This window comes from Guptibacillus spartinae, assembly GCF_028610625.1.
Classification (GTDB): Bacteria; Bacillota; Bacilli; order Bacillales; family Guptibacillaceae; genus Guptibacillus; species Guptibacillus spartinae.
Genome location: NZ_JAQQWU010000009.1, coordinates 171,602 through 191,956, shown reverse-complemented (window position 1 = coordinate 191,956; position 20,355 = coordinate 171,602). Strand labels below are relative to the sequence as shown.

Here is a 20,355-nt window from a genome sequence, read left to right as displayed (position 1 = left end):
CCGCTAAGATCAGGGAGCAAGCTCCCATCTCTTCGCTCGACTTGCATGTATTAGGCACGCCGCCAGCGTTCGTCCTGAGCCAGGATCAAACTCTCCGATAGAAAGCTTAATCTAGCTTTTAAAACATTTTGTTTCCGTAGAAACAACTACTTACATGGCGTTTCGTTCAGTTTTCAAAGAGCAATTTGTTTCTTTCAATGTCGTTTTCAGCGACTTTATTAATGTACCACATTAACTCGTTCAGCGTCAACAACTTTTTAAAAGTTTTTTCGTTGGCGTCGCAATCTCTCGCGGCGACAAGTAATAATATACCACGGAGAAAAAACAGAGTCAACCCCTTTTTGATATTTTTTCTCCGCTTATGACATTCATTCGATTGCGCTGTATTCTCTAATAAAGATCCCAGACCCTTTTGTTTCGCTTCTATGCACTTCAACTAGACCTTTTTCGATCATATATTCTAACAGTGCACCAAGATCTATACCATATTCTTTAAGCTGTTCTTCTTCCATTAATTCCTGATACGTCCATGCAGTATTACGTTCATTCATAACTTTTCTAATATGAACAGTCGCATTTTTTGATTTTGATGATAATGAGAAGTCATTAGCAAGAAGCAATAATTCTAAGCGTTTATCAAGTGGGTCTTCTCCAGATAAAAGCTCAGTATAAAGCTTGAAGATTTCAGGTTCTATATGTTTCACCTGATTCCAAACTGTAATCTCTGGATGGAATCCATGCTCAATAACAGATAAACGAGCAAGGTGATGCAAAGCGTGAAGAATAAAATTATAGGCATCCATGTATTGCCTTGAAGCAAACAACTCTTTTCCTTCAGTATAGCGACGAATTAACCTTGCGAACTCAACGCCAATTTTCCTAGAGCGTTCTTCATAAGGAAAATCTCTAATCCTCTCTTTTAAGCCAGCAATATATTCGTTACGATCAAATATAATTTTCCCATTAACAAGCCAAGCCACAAGGCGACGGTGGCTACCTAATAACAACCATTCGTTAACTTGTTCTTCTGAAACGACGTGCATCGCTGCTTTCTTTCCTTCAAAATCATAATGCTTCACGAACCACGGCTTTTCATTATTTTGGACGATAATCAATAGTACAACATCAAAATTATCTGTAAGCGGATGAAATGGCTTCGTTTTTTCAATAACCAGTACACCGAGAGTTCCAGGGTGACTTGCTCTCTCTTGATAAATCGGCCTTAAAAGATTTTCCATTATTCGGTCCTCCAGAAGTACTTATACTTTTACTAGATCTTTTTTCTATTGCTTATTATCTTAAGTATTCAACAGACCATATTATAAATCCTGTCGAAAATTAAGCAATCCCTGAATTTGAACTTTCACTAACTTTCACTAAGATATCGAGTTCTGCATGGATAAGAAACGAAATTAGGAGTCATTTTTTTAATTGACTTTCCCTTATAAGGAAAGTGCTTACAAACATTGCTTGTGCTATAATGAGGTCCAGGAGGGACATGCAATGCAATTAAAGTATACTAATAAGATTAATAAAATTCGTACGTTCGCACTAAGTCTCGTATTTATTGGAATTGCGATTATGTATATAGGAATATTCTTCAAGACATCTGTCTTGCTTATGACCATCTTTATGCTCATTGGATTTCTAGCAACAATCGCAAGTGCCGTTGTCTATTTTTGGATTGGCATGCTTTCGACAAGAGCGATACAGGTAGTCTGTCCAAATTGTGAAAAACCAACGAAAGTTCTCGGACGTGTAGATGCTTGTATGCATTGCAAACAGCCGTTAACAATGGACCCTAACTTGGACGGGAAAGAATTCAACGAAAAATATAATGTAAAAAGAGCTCAAAAAAGAACGCAATAAAAAAAGCTTCCGTCATATAAGTGGCGGAAGCTTTTTCAAATTAATGTTTGCTTTTTTGGCAATCTGGACACTTCCCGTAAATCTCCATTCTATGATCGCCGACTCGGAAGCCTGTTACCTGTTCCGCAAGCGTTTCTACTTCGTCCAATCCCGGATAATGAAAGTCTACAATCTTACCACAATCATCACAAATAATATGATAATGATCTGTAGTAACACAATCAAATCGGCTGGAAGCATCTCCGTACGTTAATTCCTTTACCAGTCCAATTTCCTTAAATACTCTTAGGTTATTATAAACAGTTGCTACACTCATATTAGGAAATTTTCCTTCAAGAGACTTATATATTTCATCTGCTGTAGGATGTGACATGGACTGGATTAAATGCTCCAGAATGGCATGACGCTGCGGGGTAATACGCACTCCTGAATTTTTCATTGCATCAATTGCTTCATGCAGTTTTTCTTCAGCCATTCGTCATGCACCTCGCTTTCAACAAGCATTATTACTTTGTAATGTTTATAATTAGTGTACATGGTAAGTACGGGTTTTGTCAATAACTGCAAGCCTACAAGGGGTTTGTTACTTTTGTTCCTCGTGAAGAACTGACTCATTTTCCCCCATGTGATAGTTAATATAACGCGCCGCAACAAATAAGAAATCAGATAGACGATTTAAAAAAGAGAGAACAAGTGGATTTACTTCCTCAACCATCGTTGTGAGACGTTCAGCACGTCTCACAACCGTACGAGCAACATGCAAACAAGCCCCCGCTGAGTGACCCCCTGGTAAAATAAAGTTACGCAAAGGATCAAGTTGCTGCTCCCAGGCGTCTATTTGCATTTCCATTTCATTAATATGCGTTTCCTCAATTGTCCATCCTACTTTTTTTCCTTTCGGAGTTGCAAGCTCTGCCCCAACATGAAAGAGCCATGTTTGTATTTTATGAAAAATCGTCTGCCACTGCTCTTTGCCTTCAAAGTGAGATGCACCGACATAACTCAATGCAAGTCCAATCTGAGAGTTCGCTTCATCACACGTTCCATATGCCTCTACTCGAAGATCGCTTTTAGCTACCCTTTGCCCATAAATGAGAGAGGTTTCTCCTTTATCACCTGTCTTCGTATAAATTTTCACTATTAATACCCCCTATCCGGATCAATAACATTCTTAAAATCATTCGTTTTATTTTGATAGTGAACTAAGTTATCCTCAAAAATCGCGATTGCTCTAGGTTGATAGTTGTCAGAGATCGCTGAATGGTGTGGCGTAACCGTTACATTGTCCATCCCCCAAAATGGGTGAGACGAATTCAATGGTTCGTTTTTAAATACATCCAACACAGCGTGAGCAATTTGATTCTCATGTAATGCATTCAGAAGATCCTGTTCTTTTACAGTATCTCCTCTGCCAATGTTAATAAATACGCTTGATTGTTTCATGGCCGAAAAGTGTTCCTTTTTAAAATAATTAACCGTTTCGCTCGTACTAGGTAGTACGCTAATCACGTAGTCACATTTCGGGAGCATGGATAGAAGGTCATCTTTTTTATAAATTTCATCAAAATGCTTTACATCACGTCCTGATCGATTGACCCCTAGCGTTTTTATCCGAAAGGCTTTCACTACTCTTGCAATCTCACTTCCAATTGCGCCGGTTCCAATTATTCCGATAGTGCTCCCAGTGATTTCACGTATCGGCGTTTTTTTCTTCCATACTTTCGACGCTTCATTTGCGAGTACTTGCTTCGTGTCCCTTGCAACTTGAAGCATAACGGAGATGGTGTACTCCGCCATAGGAATGCGGTGAATTCCTCTCGCATTTGTAAGAAGGATCCCTCTTTCTTTAATCGCTTGTAACGGCATACGTTCGAGCCCTGCTGAAAGGACCATAATCCATTTTAACTGGGAAGCTCTCTGAATATGATCATCGTTCAAATCTTCCCCATATGTAAGAAGAACTTCAGCTTCGGAAAGATACGGTTCTGCTTCTTCCATTGATGAAAAGAACTGAAATGTGAGCTCTGGATAGTTTTCTGTTAAGCGATCTTTAATTCCAGTTCTAAGTTTACCAGTAGATAGTACCTTCATCTTTTCAACCCTTTCATGAGTTACTCTAATCTAATTAGAGTATAGCTGAATAAGCTGCTTCATTTAAATAAAAGCTCTTTATGGTAATAAAAAAGAGCGCCGGAAGCGCCCTCAACTGAAGATATGATCTACTATACTCTATGTACAAAAATCTAAGGAGTATAGCCAAGTGCCCTGTAGACAAACGTTTAAGATAAGTTTTCTTTAATATAGCTTAATGCGGACTCCACATGATCCTTCACACGGACTTTGCGCCACTCTTTGACAAGATTTCCTTCTTTATCAATAACAAATGTGGAACGTACAATGCCCATATATTCTTTCCCGAAATTTTTCTTCAACTGCCATACATCATATGCCTCTGCCGCAGAATGATCCTCATCTGCAAGTAAAAGAAACGGAAGATCATACTTATCAATGAATTTTTTATGTTTTTCCACGGGATCAGGACTTACTCCCAAAATGACCGTATCCAGTTCTTCAAATCCTTCAATGTGATCACGAAAATCACATGCCTCCGTCGTACATCCAGGGGTCATATCTTTAGGATAGAAATAAAGCACAACATTTTTTCCTTTGTAGTCGGAAAGAGATACAGTTTCTCCTGTGCTTGCTTCTAATTTAAAATCAGGAGCTTTTTCGCCAATTTCAACACTCATTGTTACGCCTCCTTTGATCATCTTAAGGTAAGCGTAACGAAATTCAGACGAACTTACAACTTTGTACTTTCGCGATAATCAACAATTGTAGTGACAAAAAACGCAGCCGGCATTAAATAACCAATTAAGGCTTCAATGATCGCAATCCATCTCCCTATTCCAATTGGCGTAAGATCCCCATAACCAACCGATAGAAGTGTGACTGCACTGAAATATAGTACAGACTGCACTCTTGAAAGAGGAGTTAACGACATATTAGCCAAATCCACTTGTCCTTCTTGCAGAACAGGAACATCAAGAATAATGAGACTTAAATACATACTTCCAAAAGCAATAATCATCGTTAAGTAAACAAGGAATAGAAGAAACATTTTATAAACAGAAAGAAGACTTCCAGGCACTCTCGTTCTTTTCATAAGAGCAACCATACTTCTCCCTACACTAATAAAAGCAAAAACAATGGCACAAGTAATCAATAAGAGCATTAGAAAACACCTCATAATAGGTTTATGAGGCGTTTGTTCATTTTAGGACGAACTATTTTGATACGAGTGTCGTGTAGACAACCATCCGTTCCTCGTGGGTTCCTGCATCTCGATTAAATGACCCTGTACAAGTAATTAAATTAAGACCTGGTTTAGATCTTGTTCCAAATACTTTCTCGAGTGGCGCTTTATTTCTAGGATAAGACTCAACAGCATCCACTTCGAAATCATACGCTAATCCATGTTCATCCGTAACTGTAACGAGATCTCCAGCTTTTAAATCACCAAGGCGAAAGAATACCGATGGTCCAGTTTTGTTATCAACGTGACCGGCAAGAACCGCATTTCCTCTTTCACCAGGTTTCGCTCCAGGCTGATACCACCCAACGTTACGATCATCCTTTGGTACGTCCATTTGCCCATCTGGTAATTGGCCAACATGCTCCACTTGTGCATCTACATGAATAGCTGGAATAGATAATTGAGCTGGAATGATCCCTGCAATAGCAGGTTCAACGGATTCTTTACTCTTAAATGAAGAAGATACTGTTAAGTCTGGAGCAGAAATCAGTTGTGTGTCTTCAGTATTAGGTATACTTTCTTTCATATCATCTGATTGATTAGAAGAAGAGGAGCAGCCTGCCACTGCTCCTAAAAGTAACATACTTACTAAAAGCTTTTTACACGGCATATGTGCTCCTCCTCCTACTTTGATTTAAGCTGTTTGTTTCTTACGAAGATAGATGCCAGTTCCTGCTACTAGAATGGCTCCACCAAGTAATGCCCATGCAATTGTGTTCGACTGATCCGCTGTACCACCCATACCAGTTTGTGGCATTTCTGAAGGCATATTCGTTGCATCAACCATTGGCCATGCTTCAAGTGTTGGTTCACCTTCTACAAGACCGATCGCATATACCGAATAAACATATCCTTCTTTCAACTCAACGCCAGGAATTTCAAGAACAACATCTTCAGAACCTGCTGGTCGAACTTCTAGATCTACTGTCATTGGATCAACTTCTGCATAATCAGACGACGATTTGAATGCAACATCGGAGAAAAGAACATCTCCATCTTTAACCGCTATATCTACATTAGGTGCATCTGGAGAAGCATGTACCACTCTTACTTTTGCTTTACCTTCAGAAGCTTCCATATCATCATTCAGTGCCCAAAGCGAAATGCTATCAAGTTTACCGACAGCTGCAGCAGAATACTTCATTCCTTCTTCAAGTGTCACGGACTGACTGATAACTGGATCCCCTTCTCCGTTCTCTCCAGCTGGGAATACTTCAATTTCATGATCTCCGGCTGGAAGTGCCATGTAATCTGTTGCCTGCTTATATTCAGCACCTTCGACTACTGCCTCACCATCCACATACACATCAACTGCAGGTGCATCTGGAGAAGCATGGATCACACGTACCATCGCTTCGTGATTATCCGCAAACGCTGTTCCTCCAATAATTCCAAACATCATAACCATTGCAACCGCAGCTGCCATAAACTTCCTAAGCATTCCATCCACTCCCCTTATTGAATTTTTGTTATACTTTTGTATAACCTTTGTTCACTTGTTAATACGACATTTTTTTTGCATTTGGATCACTTTTTTTACACTTTAATTGTTTTTATTTCGAATTCAAGGGAATAGAGCTACTAGCAAAGCTCGGAGGAGGAATTGACGAATGATTAAAGGCAATTATGCGATTGCTTACTGGGATAGTGAAAACGAAGAGCACTTTAAAGTCTTTTGTATTGAAAACCATCAGACGCTTTTACGCATCGCCCGTCGCATAGTCAATGACCAGCAAATTGCCGAAGAGATCGTTCAGGATGTTTATTTAGAAGTTTGGAATAAGAGAAGCCAATTTCAGCCTGATAAAGGAAAGCTTTCCTCATGGGTAAACCAGATTACACGAAACCGAGCTATTGACCGGATTAAGAAAGAACAGCGCAATTTTAAAGAAACAGTTGTTGAAGATCACCAATTGGTCGATAAAGAACTTTATATTCAAGATGACTTGGGAAATAAAGATATGATTAATGGAGCCTTAAATTCTTTGAATACGGAGCAAAAGGAAATTCTTAAGCTCATCTATTTAGAAGGATATAGTCAAGCAGAAGTAGCTTCCAAAAAGAAGATTCCTCTTGGAACAGTGAAAAGTCGCGTGAGGCTTGGCATGAAAAAATTAAAAGAAAAAATCGATTCATCATTATTAGAACCGGTCTAATCATAAACAAAAAGTCCAGAGGGAGATCCCTCTGGACTTTTTAGTTACCTGCGCCCCTATATTTCGTGACGCCAATATTCCACATAAAGATCGCAAATCCAAAAAAGACAGCGCCCATCACTGGTGTAAGAAAAGCATAGCCATACCATTCTTCCCTGCCTAAGAAATAGGCTGACGGATAGACACCAACAAAAGCAAACGGTAAGATCCACGTTAAAACAAACCGTATCACTTTGTTGTAGATATCAACTGGATACCTTCCATAGTTTCCGATGTTGTACATCATTGGCATAATACTTGTTCTGCTATCTGACCAGAAGCTAATACTAGCTAGCAAAATAAAGATTCCTGCGTAGACAAACGCTCCGCCAAGAACCATGAAAAGAAAAACAATTGGATCATACCACGATAAGCTTAAATCAAGGTGACTTCCCGCATAAATCATAACAGCAATACCGGTAAGCACCCCAAACAATGATTCCAGCTCCATTCGCTCTAAAATTATTTGAAACAAACTATGAACCGGTCTTGTTAAGATTCGATCCATCTCCCCTTTAACAATATACCTTTCATTGAAATCCCAAATATTAAAGAAAGCCCCAAAGATGGCAAATGGAACGAGGAAAAATCCATAAATAAAAATAATTTCATCCTTCGACCAGCCGCTCAACATATTTGTATGTCCGAAGACAACCAGAATAAAAATAAGGTTGACTGCCTGAAACAATAAATCAGACATAATTTCCATTAGCATATCGACACGATACGTTAGTCTTGTTTTCATATATTGCGAGACATATAGAAAGAAAATACTACCATGCTTCATCTGTTACCCTCCCTGCACAATCAAGCGTTTTTTGGCAATGACCCATAGCGCTTGAATTGGAAGAATTAAAATAACTGCCCAGACTAGCTGGAAAAGAATTGCTTCCCAAACCGCACTCCCAGTAAAACCTTCTGTAAAAATCATACTTGGAATATAGCTAATAGCTTGAAATGGAAGAAAGTCCATGACATTCTGCGCCCAACCTGGGTAGAAACTAATTGGGAGTAATAATCCTGAGAACAAATCGATGACCACTCGTTTTGCGCGAATCAGTCCATCGTTGTTAAAGAAGAAAAAGGTCATAACACCTGTCAGTAGATTAATTTGAGTATTAACAATAAAACTTAGAATAATGGCAATCACAAAGAACATCCACGTCGAAAATGCAGCCGAAAATTCAATCGGGAAAATAAGACTAACGATAATCATACCAGGAATGGAGAAAAAGCTTAATCTAAAAATCCCTTCCCCCAGTCCTTGCATCGTCTTCATTAGTAGATAGTGATAAGGGCGAATAAATTCTACTGCTACCTTCCCTTCTTTAATCTCCTGAGCAATTTCTCGATCAATATTATTAAAATAGAAAGCTCTTGCCATCCAGGCAACCGCAACATAGGTGGTCATTTGGATAACAGATAGCCCTTCAATTTCCCCTTTTCCACCATATATCGCATTCCATAGAAAGTAGTAAGCACCTATATTAATGCTATAAATTAAAATTCCGCTATAATAGTTCGTCCGATAAGCAAGCATCATTAAGAAGCGGACGCGAATCATTTCAATGTACTTACCCATTACGCATGCCCTCTTCATAGATATTTCGAATAATCTCTTCGGTAGAGATTTCATGAATCTTAATATCCGTAATCCTGTTTGCCGCTACAACTCTCCCAATGACTTCGGAAATAACATGCTCTTCGTTCACTACATTTGCGATCCACACATTCTCTCGATCACCTTTTGTCCATTCTGCTTCAAGTTCCTTCAATAAAGGTTGGAGTTGTTCACCACTAACCTGTTCACCAAACTGAAATTCAATTTGCTTTCCTTCTCCCCAATTGGAACGAAGCTTCGCAAGCTCGCCGTCATAAATAATCTGTCCCTCATCTAACATCACAACGCGATCGCATAATGCTTCTATATCTGTAAGGTCATGAGTCGTAAGTAAGATGGTTGTCTTATACTTTTCATTAATCTCTTTTAAGAAATTACGAATTTTTAACTTTACAAGTACATCAAGCCCAATTGTCGGCTCATCAAGAAATAAAAGCTTCGGGTTATGGAGAAGCGCTGCTGCTAGCTCACACCGCATACGTTGCCCTAACGATAATTTTCTGACTGGCTTATCCAGCAACGGGCCAATATCAAGCGATTCAATCACGTGATTCATATGTTCGTTATACACATCATCCGGCACGTTATAGACTTTCTTAAGCAATCGAAACGATTCTTGTACGGCAATATCCCACCACAATTGAGAACGTTGTCCAAACACAACGCCAATGGAACGGACAAATTTTTCACGTTCTTTATGAGGATCCATACCGTTCACCCGAACAATTCCTGACGTCGGTGTTAAAATACCAGTTAGCATTTTAATACTCGTTGACTTTCCAGCACCATTTTCACCGATATACCCTACCATTTCACCTTCGTTAACCGTAAACGATATATCTTTCACTGCGGAAATCACTTTATAATTACGCGTAAATAAGTCTCGAAACGCTCCTTTTAAGCCTGAGCGGCTTGAATGAGATTTAAAATCTTTACGCAATGACTGCACATCAATAACCTTTTCCATTCGTTATCCTCCTTTTTACACACCAACTTAGTTTACAAGAGCCATTCCTATTAAACAATCATTGCGCTTAAGGGGAAGTGTGAATAGTGTTTCGTTCCGCTCTACTCATGCTACAATGGGGAATGATGAACAAGTATTACTAGGAGGTTAATATGAATTTCACGAAATCAGAACAACACCATAAAGAATCACTTGATATTATGCTAGGTGGCGTAAACAGTCCATCTCGTTCCTACAAAGGGGTCGGTGGTGGCACACCCGTTTTCATGGAAAAAGCGAAAGGACCTTATTTCTGGGATGTAGATGGCAATAAGTACATAGACTATCTTGCTGCCTACGGACCAATTATTACGGGACATGCTCATCCTCACATTACAAAAGCGATTACAAAAGCGGCAGAGAATGGTGTGTTATACGGCACTCCTACCGTTTTAGAGAACCGCTTTGGGGCTATGCTTCAAGATGCCATGCCATCCCTTGAACGAGTTCGATTTGTAAACTCAGGTACAGAAGCTGTGATGACTACCATTCGTGTCGCAAGAGCTTATACGGGTCGCAACAAAATTGTGAAATTCGCTGGTTGCTACCATGGACACTCAGACCTTGTACTAGTGGCTGCTGGTTCTGGACCTGCTACACTTGGAAGTCCTGATTCAGCAGGCGTTCCGAAAAGTATTGCTAGAGAAGTGATTACTGTTCCTTTTAATGACATTGAAGCTTATAAAGAAGCAATGGAGAAATGGGGAGATGAAGTAGCTGGTGTTCTTGTTGAGCCGATTGTTGGTAACTTTGGAATCGTTGAGCCTGAAGAAGGTTTTCTTGAACAGGTCAATGAAATCACTCACCAACATGGTGCTCTCGTAATTTATGATGAAGTCATTACGGCATTCCGCTTTATGTATGGTGGCGCCCAAAACTTACTTGGTGTAGAACCTGATATGACAGCATTAGGAAAAATCATTGGTGGGGGACTTCCAATTGGCGCATATGGCGGTAAGCGCGAGATCATGGAACACGTAGCCCCTCTAGGGCCAGCTTACCAGGCTGGAACAATGGCCGGAAACCCTGCTTCAATCTCTGCAGGTATTGCGTGTCTAGAAGTTCTTCAAGAAGAGGGTGTCTACGATCAGTTAGACAAACTAGGTGAGCGACTAGAAGCTGGTATTCATCGCCATGCCAAAGATGCCGGTATCCAAATTACCATTAATCGTCTTAAAGGCGCTCTCACTGTCTACTTTAATGATGAAAAAGTAGTCAATTATAAACAGGCTGAGGATTCAGATGGTGAGAAATTTGCTCACTTCTTTAAACTGATGTTGAATGAAGGCATTAACCTTGCACCTTCTAAGTACGAGGCGTGGTTCCTTACTACAGAACACACCGAAAAAGACATTGATGAAACGCTTGAAGCCGTGAAACGCGTCTTCCAACAAATGGCTTAATGAAAAAGACAAAGACAGAGTGAAGCACCTTCATTCTGTCTTTTCTACTATCTTTGGTATTATTTAAAATAAGGGTTGCTATCCGATCCATTCCGATGTATAACTAGAACGTCTCACATGTTTAAAAGAGTAAATAGAGGATACTCTCTATACTAAAAGTACTCGACGAAAGGACTTAGAATCGAATGAAGTTTGGTGCCCGTATTTTTAAAACAGGGCTTGCGATTACTCTCGCACTTTATATTGCAACTTGGCTTGGACTCGAACCACCAACCTTTGCTGGTGTAGCTGCATTGTTTGCCATTCAGCCGTCCATTTACAGATCTTATCAAACCATTATTGATCAATTTCAATCAAATATTATCGGAGCCCTACTTGCTGTTGTGCTCGTTTTGCTATTTGGAAATCAGCCAATCGTCATTGGCTTAGGTGCTATCATTATTATCGCCATCAACATTAAATTAAAAATAGAAAGCACCATTCCCCTTGCCATCGTGACTGTTATTTTAATCATGAATGCGCCTCAGGAGGAATTTATCACGTTTGCAGCAAATCGATTTTTAGTGATTATGGTTGGTGTAGTAAGCTCTTTCTTTGTAAACTTAGTTTTCGTCCCACCAAAATATGAAACAAAATTATTCCATAAAATTGTAAGCAATACAGAATACATTTCGCAGTGGATCAGGCTTGCTACTCGAAATGATGCTGAACACAAAGTATTAAAAGAGAACTTAATTAAACTAAAAGAAGACACCGTTAAAAGTGATCAGTATTTTCTTCTTTTTAAAGAAGAGCGTACGTATTTTAAGCGAAGAGATTTTGTGAAAGCTAGAAAGCTCGTTCTGTTCAGACAGATGATTGCTACAACAGAAAAGTCGCTCGCGATTCTAAAAATGCTGGATCAACTTGATGTGAAGATACTCATTATGCCTGATGAAGTTAGAAAGATGATTCAAACTCACCTTGATGAGCTTACAAATTACCATGAACGAATTCATTTGAAATATATCGGAAAAGTGAGAAACCAATCTCCAGAGGAAATGTTAAATACAGTTGGATCTGGGGAAACGACCTTGACCGAACGCTATGTGGACTTATACGAAAATGGTGAATGTAATCGCGAGCTATGGATGACAATCTTCCCACTAATTGGGATGATTATTGACTATCACGATCAACTAGAACACCTTGATTTACTTGTCGATAGTTTCCACTCCTATCATCAGGAAGAAAACGAAGTCGACATTCAAGAACTTCATGCCAAATAAAAAATCAGCCGAATCGGCTGATTTTTTATTTCTTCATTTTAGGATCAAGCGCATCACGAAGACCATCACCTAGTAAGTTAAAGCCAAGAACCGTTAGCATAATCGCAAGTCCCGGAAAAAATACCGTCCATGGTGCCTGGATGATGTACGAGCGAGAATCTGCTAGCATCTTCCCCCATTCAGGCTGTGGCGCCTGTGCTCCAAGACCAAGAAAACTTAGGGCCGCTGCTTCTAGAATGGCGGTTGCAATTGCAAGCGTTCCTTGCACAATAATAGGTGCAAGGGAATTGGGAAGGACATGGTGAAAGATGATTCTTGAATCTTTCATACCAACCGCTCTTGCCGCCATCACATATTCTTCCTGTTTGACACTTAACACTCTAGAGCGAACAAGCCGCCCAAAGTTTGGAATATTAATAATGGCAATTGCGATCAGTGCATTTCTTAATGATGGTCCAAGTACGGCAACTACGGCAATTGCAAGAAGAATACTTGGAAAGGCAAGCATGATATCAAAGATACGTGAGATAATCGTATCTACTAACTTTCCGTAATATCCTGCCACCATACCTAATAAACTTCCGATCGCAGCTGAACCAAGTACAGCAAAAAAGCCAACCCATAAAGAAATACGTGCTCCATAAATAATACGTGATAAGATATCGCGACCGAAATCATCGGTGCCAAACCAGTGACTTGCGGAAGGCGCTTGGAGTCGTTCTCCTAATTTTTGCTCATTAATTCCTTCAGGAGATATCACTCCTGCAAAAATGGCTAAAAGGATAAAAAAGAGTACAATGCCCATACCGACCATTGCTAGTTTATTTCTCCTGAATCCTTTCCAGGCTTCGCGCCATGGCGATAATACTTCTTCGTCTGGTTGTTTCTGAACGTTCACTTGCTTCTGCGGAGCAATTTCAGCCATTTTAGAAGCCCCCCTTAGTTGTATTTAATTCGAGGATCAATTGCAGCATAAAGCAGATCGACAATTAAATTAATAAAAACAAAGATAACTGCAACAATGAGAATACCGGATTGAATGACAGGGTAATCCCTGAAATTGATCGCATCGTAAATATAACGGCCGATTCCTGGCCATCCAAAGATTGTCTCAGTCAAAATGGCCCCCCCTAGAAGTAAGCCCATTTGCAGACCAATAACGGTTAGAACGGGAATAAAAGCATTTTTCAAAGAATGTTTATAAACAACCCAGAACATTTTTGTTCCTTTTGCACGTGCTGTACGAACGAAATCAGATCGCATGACTTCAAGCATACTGGAGCGTGTCATTCGAGCAATAATCGCCATCGGAATGGTACCAAGTGCGATACCTGGTAGAATTAAATGCTTAACTACCTCAACAAATTGATCCATCCTGCCTTGAATAAGGGTATCAATGAGGTAAAGGTGTGTGATGGCATCAACTGGATTTCTTACATTTTCACGACCCGTTGATGGAAGCCAACCAAGTTCAAGTGAAAAGGCCCACTGCTCCATTAACCCAAGCCAGAACACAGGCATCGATACACCAATTAGTGCAAGTACCATAGCAGTGTAATCAAACCAGGAGTTTTGGAACCATGCGCTAATAATCCCTGCATTAACGCCAATAAAAATCGCAATGACCATCGCCACAAGTGATAATTCTAACGTAGCAGCAAGATATGGCCAAATCTCTCCACTAATATCTGAACTTGTTCGAAGAGAAGTGCCTAAATCACCTGTAAACAAATTTTTAATATAATCAATATATTGTAGATACCATGGCTGATCGAGACCAAGCTGTTTGGTTAAACTCTTGATCGCCTCTTCTGTTGCCTGTTGTCCTAAAATGACCTGGGCTGGGTCACCAGGAATTGCTCGAATCATAAAAAATACGATTAGCGTCATCCCAAACAATACCGGGATAAGCATCAGCAGTCGTCTAACTGTATAAGCAAGCATCTACTCACCTCTTCCATCTGTAAAAGATCATTTTGTACAAATATGTATGTAATGTTAGGAAGAATAAAAGGGGAGTGCATCACTCCCCCTTCTTTTCCTATTGAAGCGTTACTTTTGTAAGCTTGTCGGAACCAGTTGGATGCGGAGAGAATCCTTTGATTGTGCTCGAACCGCCAAGTGCTGGCTTAGAGTGTACAAGTGGAATCCACGGTGCATCTTCATGGATAATTTCTTGTGCTTCTGCATAAAGCTTATTGCGTTCTTCTTCATCTGGAGTTGACTGTGCTTCAATTAGAAGATCATGAAGTTCCTGATTTTCATAGTACGTATAGTTGTTGCTTCCAATGTTATCTTGATCAAGAAGGACGTATAGGAAGTTATCGGCGTCACCGTTATCACCAGTCCATCCTAATAAGAAGCTATCAGCTTCACCATTACGCGCTTTTTCAAGATAAGTTGCCCACTCGTATGATTTGATTTCAGCATCTACGCCAATTTCAGCGAAGCTTTTCTGAAGAACTTCTGCTACTTTTTGACCATCTGGCATGTACGGACGTGGAACAGGCATAGCCCATAGCTCCATCTCAAATCCATCTTCATAGCCTGCTTCTTTTAGAAGTTCCTTCGCTTTATCAAGATCATACTCATAAGGTTCAATTTCATCATTATACCCACCGATTACCGGAGGCATTGGGTTTTTCGCTGGTTCCGCTTGCCCAGCATAGAAAGAATCGATAAGCGCTTGCTTGTCCACTGCGTGGTTTAGCGCTTGACGGACAAGTTTGTTGTTTAATGGTTCGCGGTTTGATGTAAGACCAAGGTACCCAACATTCATAGACGGACGGAAGAACGTTTGAAGATCAGCATTGTCCTCAACCTGCTGAACATCAGAAGGATTAAGACCATCCATCAAATCGATTTCACCAGCCATTAAGGCATTTAGACGTGCTGAGTTATCAGGAATCGCTCTGAAAATAACACTATCAAGTTTTGGATACCCATCCATCCAGTACTCTTCGTTTTTATTTAGAACGATTTTGTCATTTCTGTTCCACTGATCAAATACAAACGGACCAGTACCTACAGGATTCTCACCAAACTTATCGCCTTGTTTTTCAAGTGCATCGGGACTAGCAATCGCAAATGGAGACATCGCGATATTTTTAAGGAATGGCGCCTGTGGACGCTTTAATTTAAATTCGACAGTATAATCGTCTTTAGCCGTTACACTTTCAATCACATGTCCTTCGTCCCCTTTAAACCCACCAAACATGGACTTATAGTAATAGAACGCTTCTTCATTCCCATTCATCCAACGTTCAAAGTTGTACACAACGGCGTCTGCATTAAAATCAGTACCATCATGGAACTTTACGCCTTCACGAAGTGTAAATGTATAAGTCTTGCCATCGTCAGAAACTTCCCAATCTGTTGCAAGAGCTTCCTGCACATCTGTGTTATCATCACCGTAATCAAGAAGCGTATCAAAAATATTCTTTGTTACTTTAAATGATTCCCCGTCAGTTACAGAGGCTGGATCAAGTGATACAGAGTCACCGCCGCGACCAAAGATCAATGTTCCACCAGCTTCTTCGCCCCCGTCTCCGGAGTCTCCCCCACCATCGCCACTCGATTCGTTCGATCCACCGCAACCGGCTAGACCAATCGAAAGTAGCAATACAAATAGTAATGAAAAAATGGTTTTTTTCATGTTCTTCCCCCTTAGTCATGTTTGTGATTTATACAAGGTCTTCTTCATACAGATGACATGCTGTATGGTGGCCAGGTTCTATCTCCCTGAATTCAGGAACAACAGAGCTGCATACGTCCATCGCCTTTGGACATCGCGTGTGAAAAGGACACCCTGGAGGCGGATTCGATGGACTTGGCACATCGCCCTTAAGAATAATTCTGTCTTTCCCATATTCAGGGTCTGGAACTGGCACCGCTGAAAGAAGAGCCTGTGTATACGGATGTTTTGAATCCAAATAAAGCTTTTCACTATCTGCCATCTCAACAATACGCCCCAGATACATCACTCCGACGCGATCGCTAATATGACGGACAACCCCTAAATCATGGGCAATAAACAAATATGTTAGTCCAAGCTCTTTCTGGAGATCTTCTAAAAGATTTAGTACTTGAGCCTGGATCGATACATCAAGTGCTGAAACTGGTTCGTCCGCAATGATTAATTTTGGATTAACAGCAAGAGCCCGTGCGATTCCTATTCGCTGTCGCTGCCCACCGCTGAATTGGTGCGGATACCGCTTTGCATGGTAAGCGCTAAGCCCAACAATCTCCAGCAGTTCTCTCACTCGCTTCTTCCGCTCAGCTTTATTACCTAGCTGATGAACAATAAGAGGCTCCTCAATAATTTTTTCGACTGTATGCCTCGGATTAAGCGAAGCAAAGGGATCTTGAAAGACCATTTGAATATCTTTCCTTAAATGACGGAGATCTTTTTTATTTAATGTCGTCATCTCTTTCCCATCAAACAGAACTTCACCTTCACTTGGTTCAAGAAGTCTCATCAACATGCGACCCGTAGTGGATTTTCCACAACCGCTTTCCCCAACTAATCCAAATGTTTCTCCTTTATGTAAGGTAAAGGTTACACCATCCACAGCTTTTACTGTTCCTACCTGCTGTTTCAACACGCCTCCCTGAATGGGGAAGTGCTTCTTTAGCTGTTTTACTTCAAGTAGTGCTTCTTGCAAAATAGGCGCCCCCTTTAACTTTTCACTCTCTCTAACACGGCTGCTTTCTTTGCATCTTCATGGAGCCAGCATCTCGCCTGTTGTGCAGGTCCCGCATCTAGCAATGTTGGATTTTCTTCATAGCATTTATCAAAAGCAAAATTACAACGCGGTGCAAAGTGGCAACCCTTATGAATAGAACCTGGCTTTGGTACATTTCCAGGTATTGAATATAGCCTGTCTTTTCGAACGCGAACATCAGGTACTGATTCGATTAATCCAATCGTATAAGGATGCTTGGGGTGTTGAAAAATATCCTGTGTTTTTCCTTGCTCTACGATTTTCCCTGAATACATCACGGCAATCCGATCACAGATCTCTGCCACGACCCCCAAATCATGCGTAATCATAATAATCGAGGTGTTCGTTTCTTTATTCAACTTCTTCATCAGTTCGAGGATCTGAGCTTGAATCGTCACATCTAGAGCAGTCGTTGGCTCATCTGCAATGAGTACTTCCGGCTCACATGCCATTGCCATTGCGATCATAACCCGCTGTCGCATTCCTCCAGATAATTGATGAGGATATTCATTCATTAGCTCTTCAGCTCTTGGTAGTCCGACTAATTTAAGGATTGATACAGCATGCTCCCAGGCTTTTTTCTTGTTCCATTTCTTATGTATTCGAATACCTTCGATCAGTTGATTTCCTATGCGAAATACTGGATTCAATGAGGTCATCGGCTCCTGAAAAATCATCCCAATTTCATTTCCTCTGATCTTCCTCATTTCTTTCTCTGACTTTGAAATCAGATTTTCGCCTTTATATGTAATTTCACCACCAACTATCTTACCAGGGGCCTGAATGAGCTGCATAATCGATAAGGAGGTAACACTTTTTCCAGATCCTGATTCCCCAACAATCCCTAGAACCTCTCCCTTATTAACGTAAAAATCAACGGAATCGACCGCTGGAATCTCTCCATCATCTGTAAAAAAGTGAGTTTCTAATCCGCTAACTTTTAATACTGGTTGTTCCACACCCTCACCCCTTTCTATAAATTCTGAATTTTTCAAGTTAACTAAAATCTGTTTATCATTATTACATTATTTCAGACAATTGGCAACGTATATTGCGGTAATTTTCTGTCTTTCTTTGTCACTTTTACGCGATAATGTGCATAATCAAACAAAAAAAGCATCTAAATCAGATGCTTTTTGATGAATCTTTATAAATTTTGTACCTGGAATAAGTTATGGTATGACCCTTTTTGTTTCATCAATTCTTGATGATTACCGCTCTCGGAAATTTGCCCATTCTCTACGACCACAATTCGATCGGCATGCGTCACTGTTGCGAGACGGTGGGCAACAATAAATGTTGTTCGATCTTTAGCAAGAACTTCAAGAGCCTCTTGAATCAGGTGCTCACTCTCAAGGTCTAGAGCTGATGTGGCTTCATCCAAAATAAGAATAGGTGGATTTTTAAGAAAAACGCGGGCTATCGCGATTCGCTGCTTCTGTCCACCAGATAATTTCACACCGCGCTCACCAACAGCCGTGTCGTATCCTTCCGGTAGACTCATGATAAATTCATGTGCATTTGCTGCTTTAGCAGCACGAATGACGTCTTCTTCCTCAGCATTTGGATTGCCCATCATAATATTCATGCGTACAGATTCGCTAAATAAAATATTATCTTGTAATACCATCCCTATGTTATCACGAAGACTTCTTGCTTCGTAATCACGAATATCCGTACCATCAATGAGAATACGTCCACCCGTTACATCGTAGAAACGTGGAATCAAACTAACAAGAGAAGATTTACCTCCTCCACTCATTCCAACAAGGGCAATGGTTTCCCCCGCACTTACATCTAGATCAATTCCCTTTAGAACCGGAAGATCATTTTCATTATATTTAAAGGAAACATCTTCAAAGCGAATATTACCACGAACATCGCTTAACTTCCTCGCATCTTCTCTATCCACAATGTCATATTTCTCATCTACAAATTCAAATACTCGATCCATTGAAGCAATGGATTGCGTTAGAGTTGTTGAAGAATTCACCAATCGTCTTAGTGGACTATATAGGCGATCCATATAGGTGACAAAGGCGACCATTTCACCAATTTGAAGTCCCCCTGAGATAACAAGATAAGCTGAGAACGCGATGACAATAAGAGGAGCCACATCGGTAATCGTATTAACGACCGCAAAGGTTTTCGCATTCCATCGTGTATGATCAAGTGCTCTTTCTAAGAAGTTGGTATTTCTTTTGTTAAACTGTTCTTGTTCGTAATCTTCCAGCGCAAAACTTCGAATGACAGACACCCCTTGCACACGCTCATGTAAATGGCCTTGAACTTCAGCTAAAGCCTGCGATCGATCTTTCGTTAAGTCGCGCAAACGCTTATAGAAAAACTTAACGGATAGACCATACAAAGGCAGGAGAACAATCGCCGCTAGCGTAAGCCAGATGTTCATAAATGACAAAATTCCAATAATGATTAATATCGTAATAAGATCGAGCCAAACATTCATCATTCCAGTAATGACGAAGGTTTTCGTTTGCTCAACGTCATTAATAACCCTTGAAATAACTTCTCCTGCTTTATTATTTGAGTAAAACTTTAAACTTAACTGTTGAATGTGGGAAAATAACTTATCACGAATATCATAGAGGATTTTGCTACCAATCCACTGTGCGTAATATTGGCGGAAATATTCGACAGGTGGTCTAACCACCACGAAAAGAAAGAACGCGCCCCCCATTAGCCACAGGAGTTGTTGGTACTTATCCCCGACAGGCATTTCGGCACCAATAATATCATCGATCACGTATTTAAGAATTAAAGGTAAAAGAAGAGGAATGCCAAACTTTACTATTCCAATTCCTATCGTTATTCCTATTTGTTTTTTATATGGCCTAACAAAGGTCATATATCTTTTTATACTACCCAGACGGCATCATCCTTTAACTATTCACATGCTTTTTAATATCATGCAAAAACCTGTTGAAAAACATTC

General features: G+C 40.2%; 21 protein-coding genes and 1 rRNA gene. 4 read left to right on the top strand and 18 right to left on the bottom strand.

Features of this window, described 5'->3' with window-relative positions; all coding sequences use genetic code 11:
- A 16S ribosomal RNA gene (locus PQ511_RS16155) occupies positions 1–101 on the bottom strand; the annotation flags it as partial.
- Positions 102–368: 267 nt separating this feature from the next.
- Positions 369–1,238 (bottom strand): nucleotidyltransferase-like protein, encoded by an 870-nt coding sequence (locus PQ511_RS16150; RefSeq protein ID WP_273852934.1) that lies wholly within the window; start codon positions 1,236–1,238, stop codon positions 369–371.
- 265 nt (positions 1,239–1,503) lie between these two features.
- Here PQ511_RS16150 and PQ511_RS16145 point away from each other — a divergent pair, with 265 nt between their 5' ends.
- Complete coding sequence (locus PQ511_RS16145) at positions 1,504–1,869, top strand: YgzB family protein (RefSeq protein WP_273852933.1); 366 nt, start codon at positions 1,504–1,506, stop codon at positions 1,867–1,869.
- 40 nt (positions 1,870–1,909) lie between these two features.
- Here PQ511_RS16145 and perR read toward each other — a convergent pair whose 3' ends face one another.
- From perR to PQ511_RS16110, 7 genes are all read right to left on the bottom strand, one after another.
- Positions 1,910–2,344, bottom strand: coding sequence for a peroxide-responsive transcriptional repressor PerR (gene perR, locus PQ511_RS16140; protein WP_098446337.1), 435 nt, complete (start codon positions 2,342–2,344; stop codon positions 1,910–1,912).
- Positions 2,345–2,452: 108 nt separating this feature from the next.
- Positions 2,453–3,007, bottom strand: a complete 555-nt coding sequence (locus tag PQ511_RS16135; RefSeq protein ID WP_273852932.1) for a cob(I)yrinic acid a,c-diamide adenosyltransferase — start codon at positions 3,005–3,007, stop codon at positions 2,453–2,455.
- Between the two features lie 2 nt (positions 3,008–3,009).
- The gene (locus tag PQ511_RS16130; RefSeq protein ID WP_273852931.1) at positions 3,010–3,960 is read right to left on the bottom strand and encodes a D-2-hydroxyacid dehydrogenase; all 951 of its coding nucleotides are present in this window, start codon (positions 3,958–3,960) and stop codon (positions 3,010–3,012) included.
- 188 nt (positions 3,961–4,148) lie between these two features.
- A complete protein-coding gene (bcp, locus tag PQ511_RS16125; RefSeq protein ID WP_273852930.1) occupies positions 4,149–4,619 on the bottom strand; it encodes a thioredoxin-dependent thiol peroxidase in 471 nt (156 codons plus the stop codon).
- A gap of 53 nt (positions 4,620–4,672) precedes the next feature.
- Complete coding sequence (locus PQ511_RS16120; protein WP_273852929.1) at positions 4,673–5,104, bottom strand: ion channel; 432 nt, start codon at positions 5,102–5,104, stop codon at positions 4,673–4,675.
- 52 nt (positions 5,105–5,156) lie between these two features.
- Positions 5,157–5,795 carry a class F sortase gene (locus PQ511_RS16115; RefSeq protein WP_273852928.1) on the bottom strand — a complete coding sequence of 213 codons (639 nt, stop codon included), beginning with the start codon at positions 5,793–5,795 and terminating at the stop codon, positions 5,157–5,159.
- A 24-nt stretch (positions 5,796–5,819) separates the two neighbouring features.
- Positions 5,820–6,626, bottom strand: coding sequence for a DUF4397 domain-containing protein (locus PQ511_RS16110; protein WP_273852927.1), 807 nt, complete (start codon positions 6,624–6,626; stop codon positions 5,820–5,822).
- 169 nt (positions 6,627–6,795) lie between these two features.
- Between PQ511_RS16110 and PQ511_RS16105 the strand changes: the two genes are divergently transcribed.
- Entirely contained in the window at positions 6,796–7,341 is a 546-nt protein-coding gene (locus PQ511_RS16105) for an RNA polymerase sigma factor (protein ID WP_273852926.1), read from the top strand.
- A gap of 40 nt (positions 7,342–7,381) precedes the next feature.
- On the opposite strand, the gene PQ511_RS16100 is transcribed toward PQ511_RS16105, so the two are convergent.
- The 3 genes from PQ511_RS16100 to PQ511_RS16090 are packed head-to-tail and all read right to left on the bottom strand — an operon-like array spanning position 7,382 to position 9,968.
- On the bottom strand, positions 7,382–8,167 hold the full coding sequence (locus PQ511_RS16100) for an ABC transporter permease (protein ID WP_273852925.1): 786 nt from the start codon (positions 8,165–8,167) through the stop codon (positions 7,382–7,384).
- 3 nt (positions 8,168–8,170) lie between these two features.
- Complete coding sequence (locus PQ511_RS16095) at positions 8,171–8,962, bottom strand: ABC transporter permease (RefSeq protein ID WP_273852924.1); 792 nt, start codon at positions 8,960–8,962, stop codon at positions 8,171–8,173.
- Positions 8,955–9,968 carry an ABC transporter ATP-binding protein gene (locus tag PQ511_RS16090; protein WP_273852923.1) on the bottom strand — a complete coding sequence of 338 codons (1,014 nt, stop codon included), beginning with the start codon at positions 9,966–9,968 and terminating at the stop codon, positions 8,955–8,957. Before PQ511_RS16090 ends, PQ511_RS16095 begins: the two co-directional genes overlap by 8 nt.
- 152 nt (positions 9,969–10,120) lie before the next feature.
- On the opposite strand from PQ511_RS16090, the gene PQ511_RS16085 reads away from it, so the two are divergent.
- Complete coding sequence (locus tag PQ511_RS16085) at positions 10,121–11,410, top strand: glutamate-1-semialdehyde 2,1-aminomutase (RefSeq protein WP_273852922.1); 1,290 nt, start codon at positions 10,121–10,123, stop codon at positions 11,408–11,410.
- 185 nt (positions 11,411–11,595) lie between these two features.
- A complete protein-coding gene (locus PQ511_RS16080; RefSeq protein WP_273852921.1) occupies positions 11,596–12,678 on the top strand; it encodes an FUSC family protein in 1,083 nt (360 codons plus the stop codon).
- A gap of 25 nt (positions 12,679–12,703) precedes the next feature.
- Here the strand turns inward: PQ511_RS16080 and nikC are convergent, their stop codons facing one another.
- The 6 genes from nikC to PQ511_RS16050 all read right to left on the bottom strand — a co-directional run bounded on the left by nikC (position 12,704) and on the right by PQ511_RS16050 (position 20,268).
- On the bottom strand, positions 12,704–13,603 hold the full coding sequence (gene nikC / locus PQ511_RS16075; protein WP_273852920.1) for a nickel transporter permease: 900 nt from the start codon (positions 13,601–13,603) through the stop codon (positions 12,704–12,706).
- Between the two features lie 14 nt (positions 13,604–13,617).
- On the bottom strand, positions 13,618–14,622 hold the full coding sequence (locus PQ511_RS16070) for an ABC transporter permease (protein WP_273852919.1): 1,005 nt from the start codon (positions 14,620–14,622) through the stop codon (positions 13,618–13,620).
- 97 nt (positions 14,623–14,719) lie between these two features.
- The gene (locus PQ511_RS16065) at positions 14,720–16,333 is read right to left on the bottom strand and encodes an ABC transporter substrate-binding protein (protein WP_273852918.1); all 1,614 of its coding nucleotides are present in this window, start codon (positions 16,331–16,333) and stop codon (positions 14,720–14,722) included.
- A 28-nt stretch (positions 16,334–16,361) separates the two neighbouring features.
- Positions 16,362–17,342 (bottom strand): ABC transporter ATP-binding protein, encoded by a 981-nt coding sequence (locus PQ511_RS16060; protein ID WP_273852917.1) that lies wholly within the window; start codon positions 17,340–17,342, stop codon positions 16,362–16,364.
- A gap of 14 nt (positions 17,343–17,356) precedes the next feature.
- On the bottom strand, positions 17,357–18,361 hold the full coding sequence (locus PQ511_RS16055) for an ABC transporter ATP-binding protein (protein ID WP_273852916.1): 1,005 nt from the start codon (positions 18,359–18,361) through the stop codon (positions 17,357–17,359).
- Between the two features lie 188 nt (positions 18,362–18,549).
- Positions 18,550–20,268, bottom strand: coding sequence for an ABC transporter ATP-binding protein (locus PQ511_RS16050; protein WP_273852915.1), 1,719 nt, complete (start codon positions 20,266–20,268; stop codon positions 18,550–18,552).
- Positions 20,269–20,355: the final 87 nt, after the last annotated feature.

Excerpts from the sequence above, each read along its gene's own strand:
- PQ511_RS16115 (WP_273852928.1), bottom strand. The coding sequence starts at position 5,795 with ATGCCGTGTAAAAAGCTTTTAGTAAGTATGTTACTTTTAGGAGCAGTG.
- PQ511_RS16095 (WP_273852924.1), bottom strand. The coding sequence starts at position 8,962 with ATGGGTAAGTACATTGAAATGATTCGCGTCCGCTTCTTAATGATGCTT.
- PQ511_RS16050 (WP_273852915.1), bottom strand. The coding sequence starts at position 20,268 with ATGACCTTTGTTAGGCCATATAAAAAACAAATAGGAATAACGATAGGA.
- PQ511_RS16130 (WP_273852931.1), bottom strand. The coding sequence starts at position 3,960 with ATGAAGGTACTATCTACTGGTAAACTTAGAACTGGAATTAAAGATCGC.
- bcp (WP_273852930.1), bottom strand. The coding sequence starts at position 4,619 with ATGAGTGTTGAAATTGGCGAAAAAGCTCCTGATTTTAAATTAGAAGCA.
- PQ511_RS16145 (WP_273852933.1), top strand. The coding sequence starts at position 1,504 with ATGCAATTAAAGTATACTAATAAGATTAATAAAATTCGTACGTTCGCA.
- perR (WP_098446337.1), bottom strand. The coding sequence starts at position 2,344 with ATGGCTGAAGAAAAACTGCATGAAGCAATTGATGCAATGAAAAATTCA.
- PQ511_RS16120 (WP_273852929.1), bottom strand. The coding sequence starts at position 5,104 with ATGCTCTTATTGATTACTTGTGCCATTGTTTTTGCTTTTATTAGTGTA.
- PQ511_RS16110 (WP_273852927.1), bottom strand. The coding sequence starts at position 6,626 with ATGCTTAGGAAGTTTATGGCAGCTGCGGTTGCAATGGTTATGATGTTT.
- PQ511_RS16065 (WP_273852918.1), bottom strand. The coding sequence starts at position 16,333 with ATGAAAAAAACCATTTTTTCATTACTATTTGTATTGCTACTTTCGATT.
- PQ511_RS16100 (WP_273852925.1), bottom strand. The coding sequence starts at position 8,167 with ATGAAGCATGGTAGTATTTTCTTTCTATATGTCTCGCAATATATGAAA.
- PQ511_RS16080 (WP_273852921.1), top strand. The coding sequence starts at position 11,596 with ATGAAGTTTGGTGCCCGTATTTTTAAAACAGGGCTTGCGATTACTCTC.
- PQ511_RS16090 (WP_273852923.1), bottom strand. The coding sequence starts at position 9,968 with ATGGAAAAGGTTATTGATGTGCAGTCATTGCGTAAAGATTTTAAATCT.
- PQ511_RS16150 (WP_273852934.1), bottom strand. The coding sequence starts at position 1,238 with ATGGAAAATCTTTTAAGGCCGATTTATCAAGAGAGAGCAAGTCACCCT.
- PQ511_RS16105 (WP_273852926.1), top strand. The coding sequence starts at position 6,796 with ATGATTAAAGGCAATTATGCGATTGCTTACTGGGATAGTGAAAACGAA.
- PQ511_RS16070 (WP_273852919.1), bottom strand. The coding sequence starts at position 14,622 with ATGCTTGCTTATACAGTTAGACGACTGCTGATGCTTATCCCGGTATTG.
- nikC (WP_273852920.1), bottom strand. The coding sequence starts at position 13,603 with ATGGCTGAAATTGCTCCGCAGAAGCAAGTGAACGTTCAGAAACAACCA.
- PQ511_RS16085 (WP_273852922.1), top strand. The coding sequence starts at position 10,121 with ATGAATTTCACGAAATCAGAACAACACCATAAAGAATCACTTGATATT.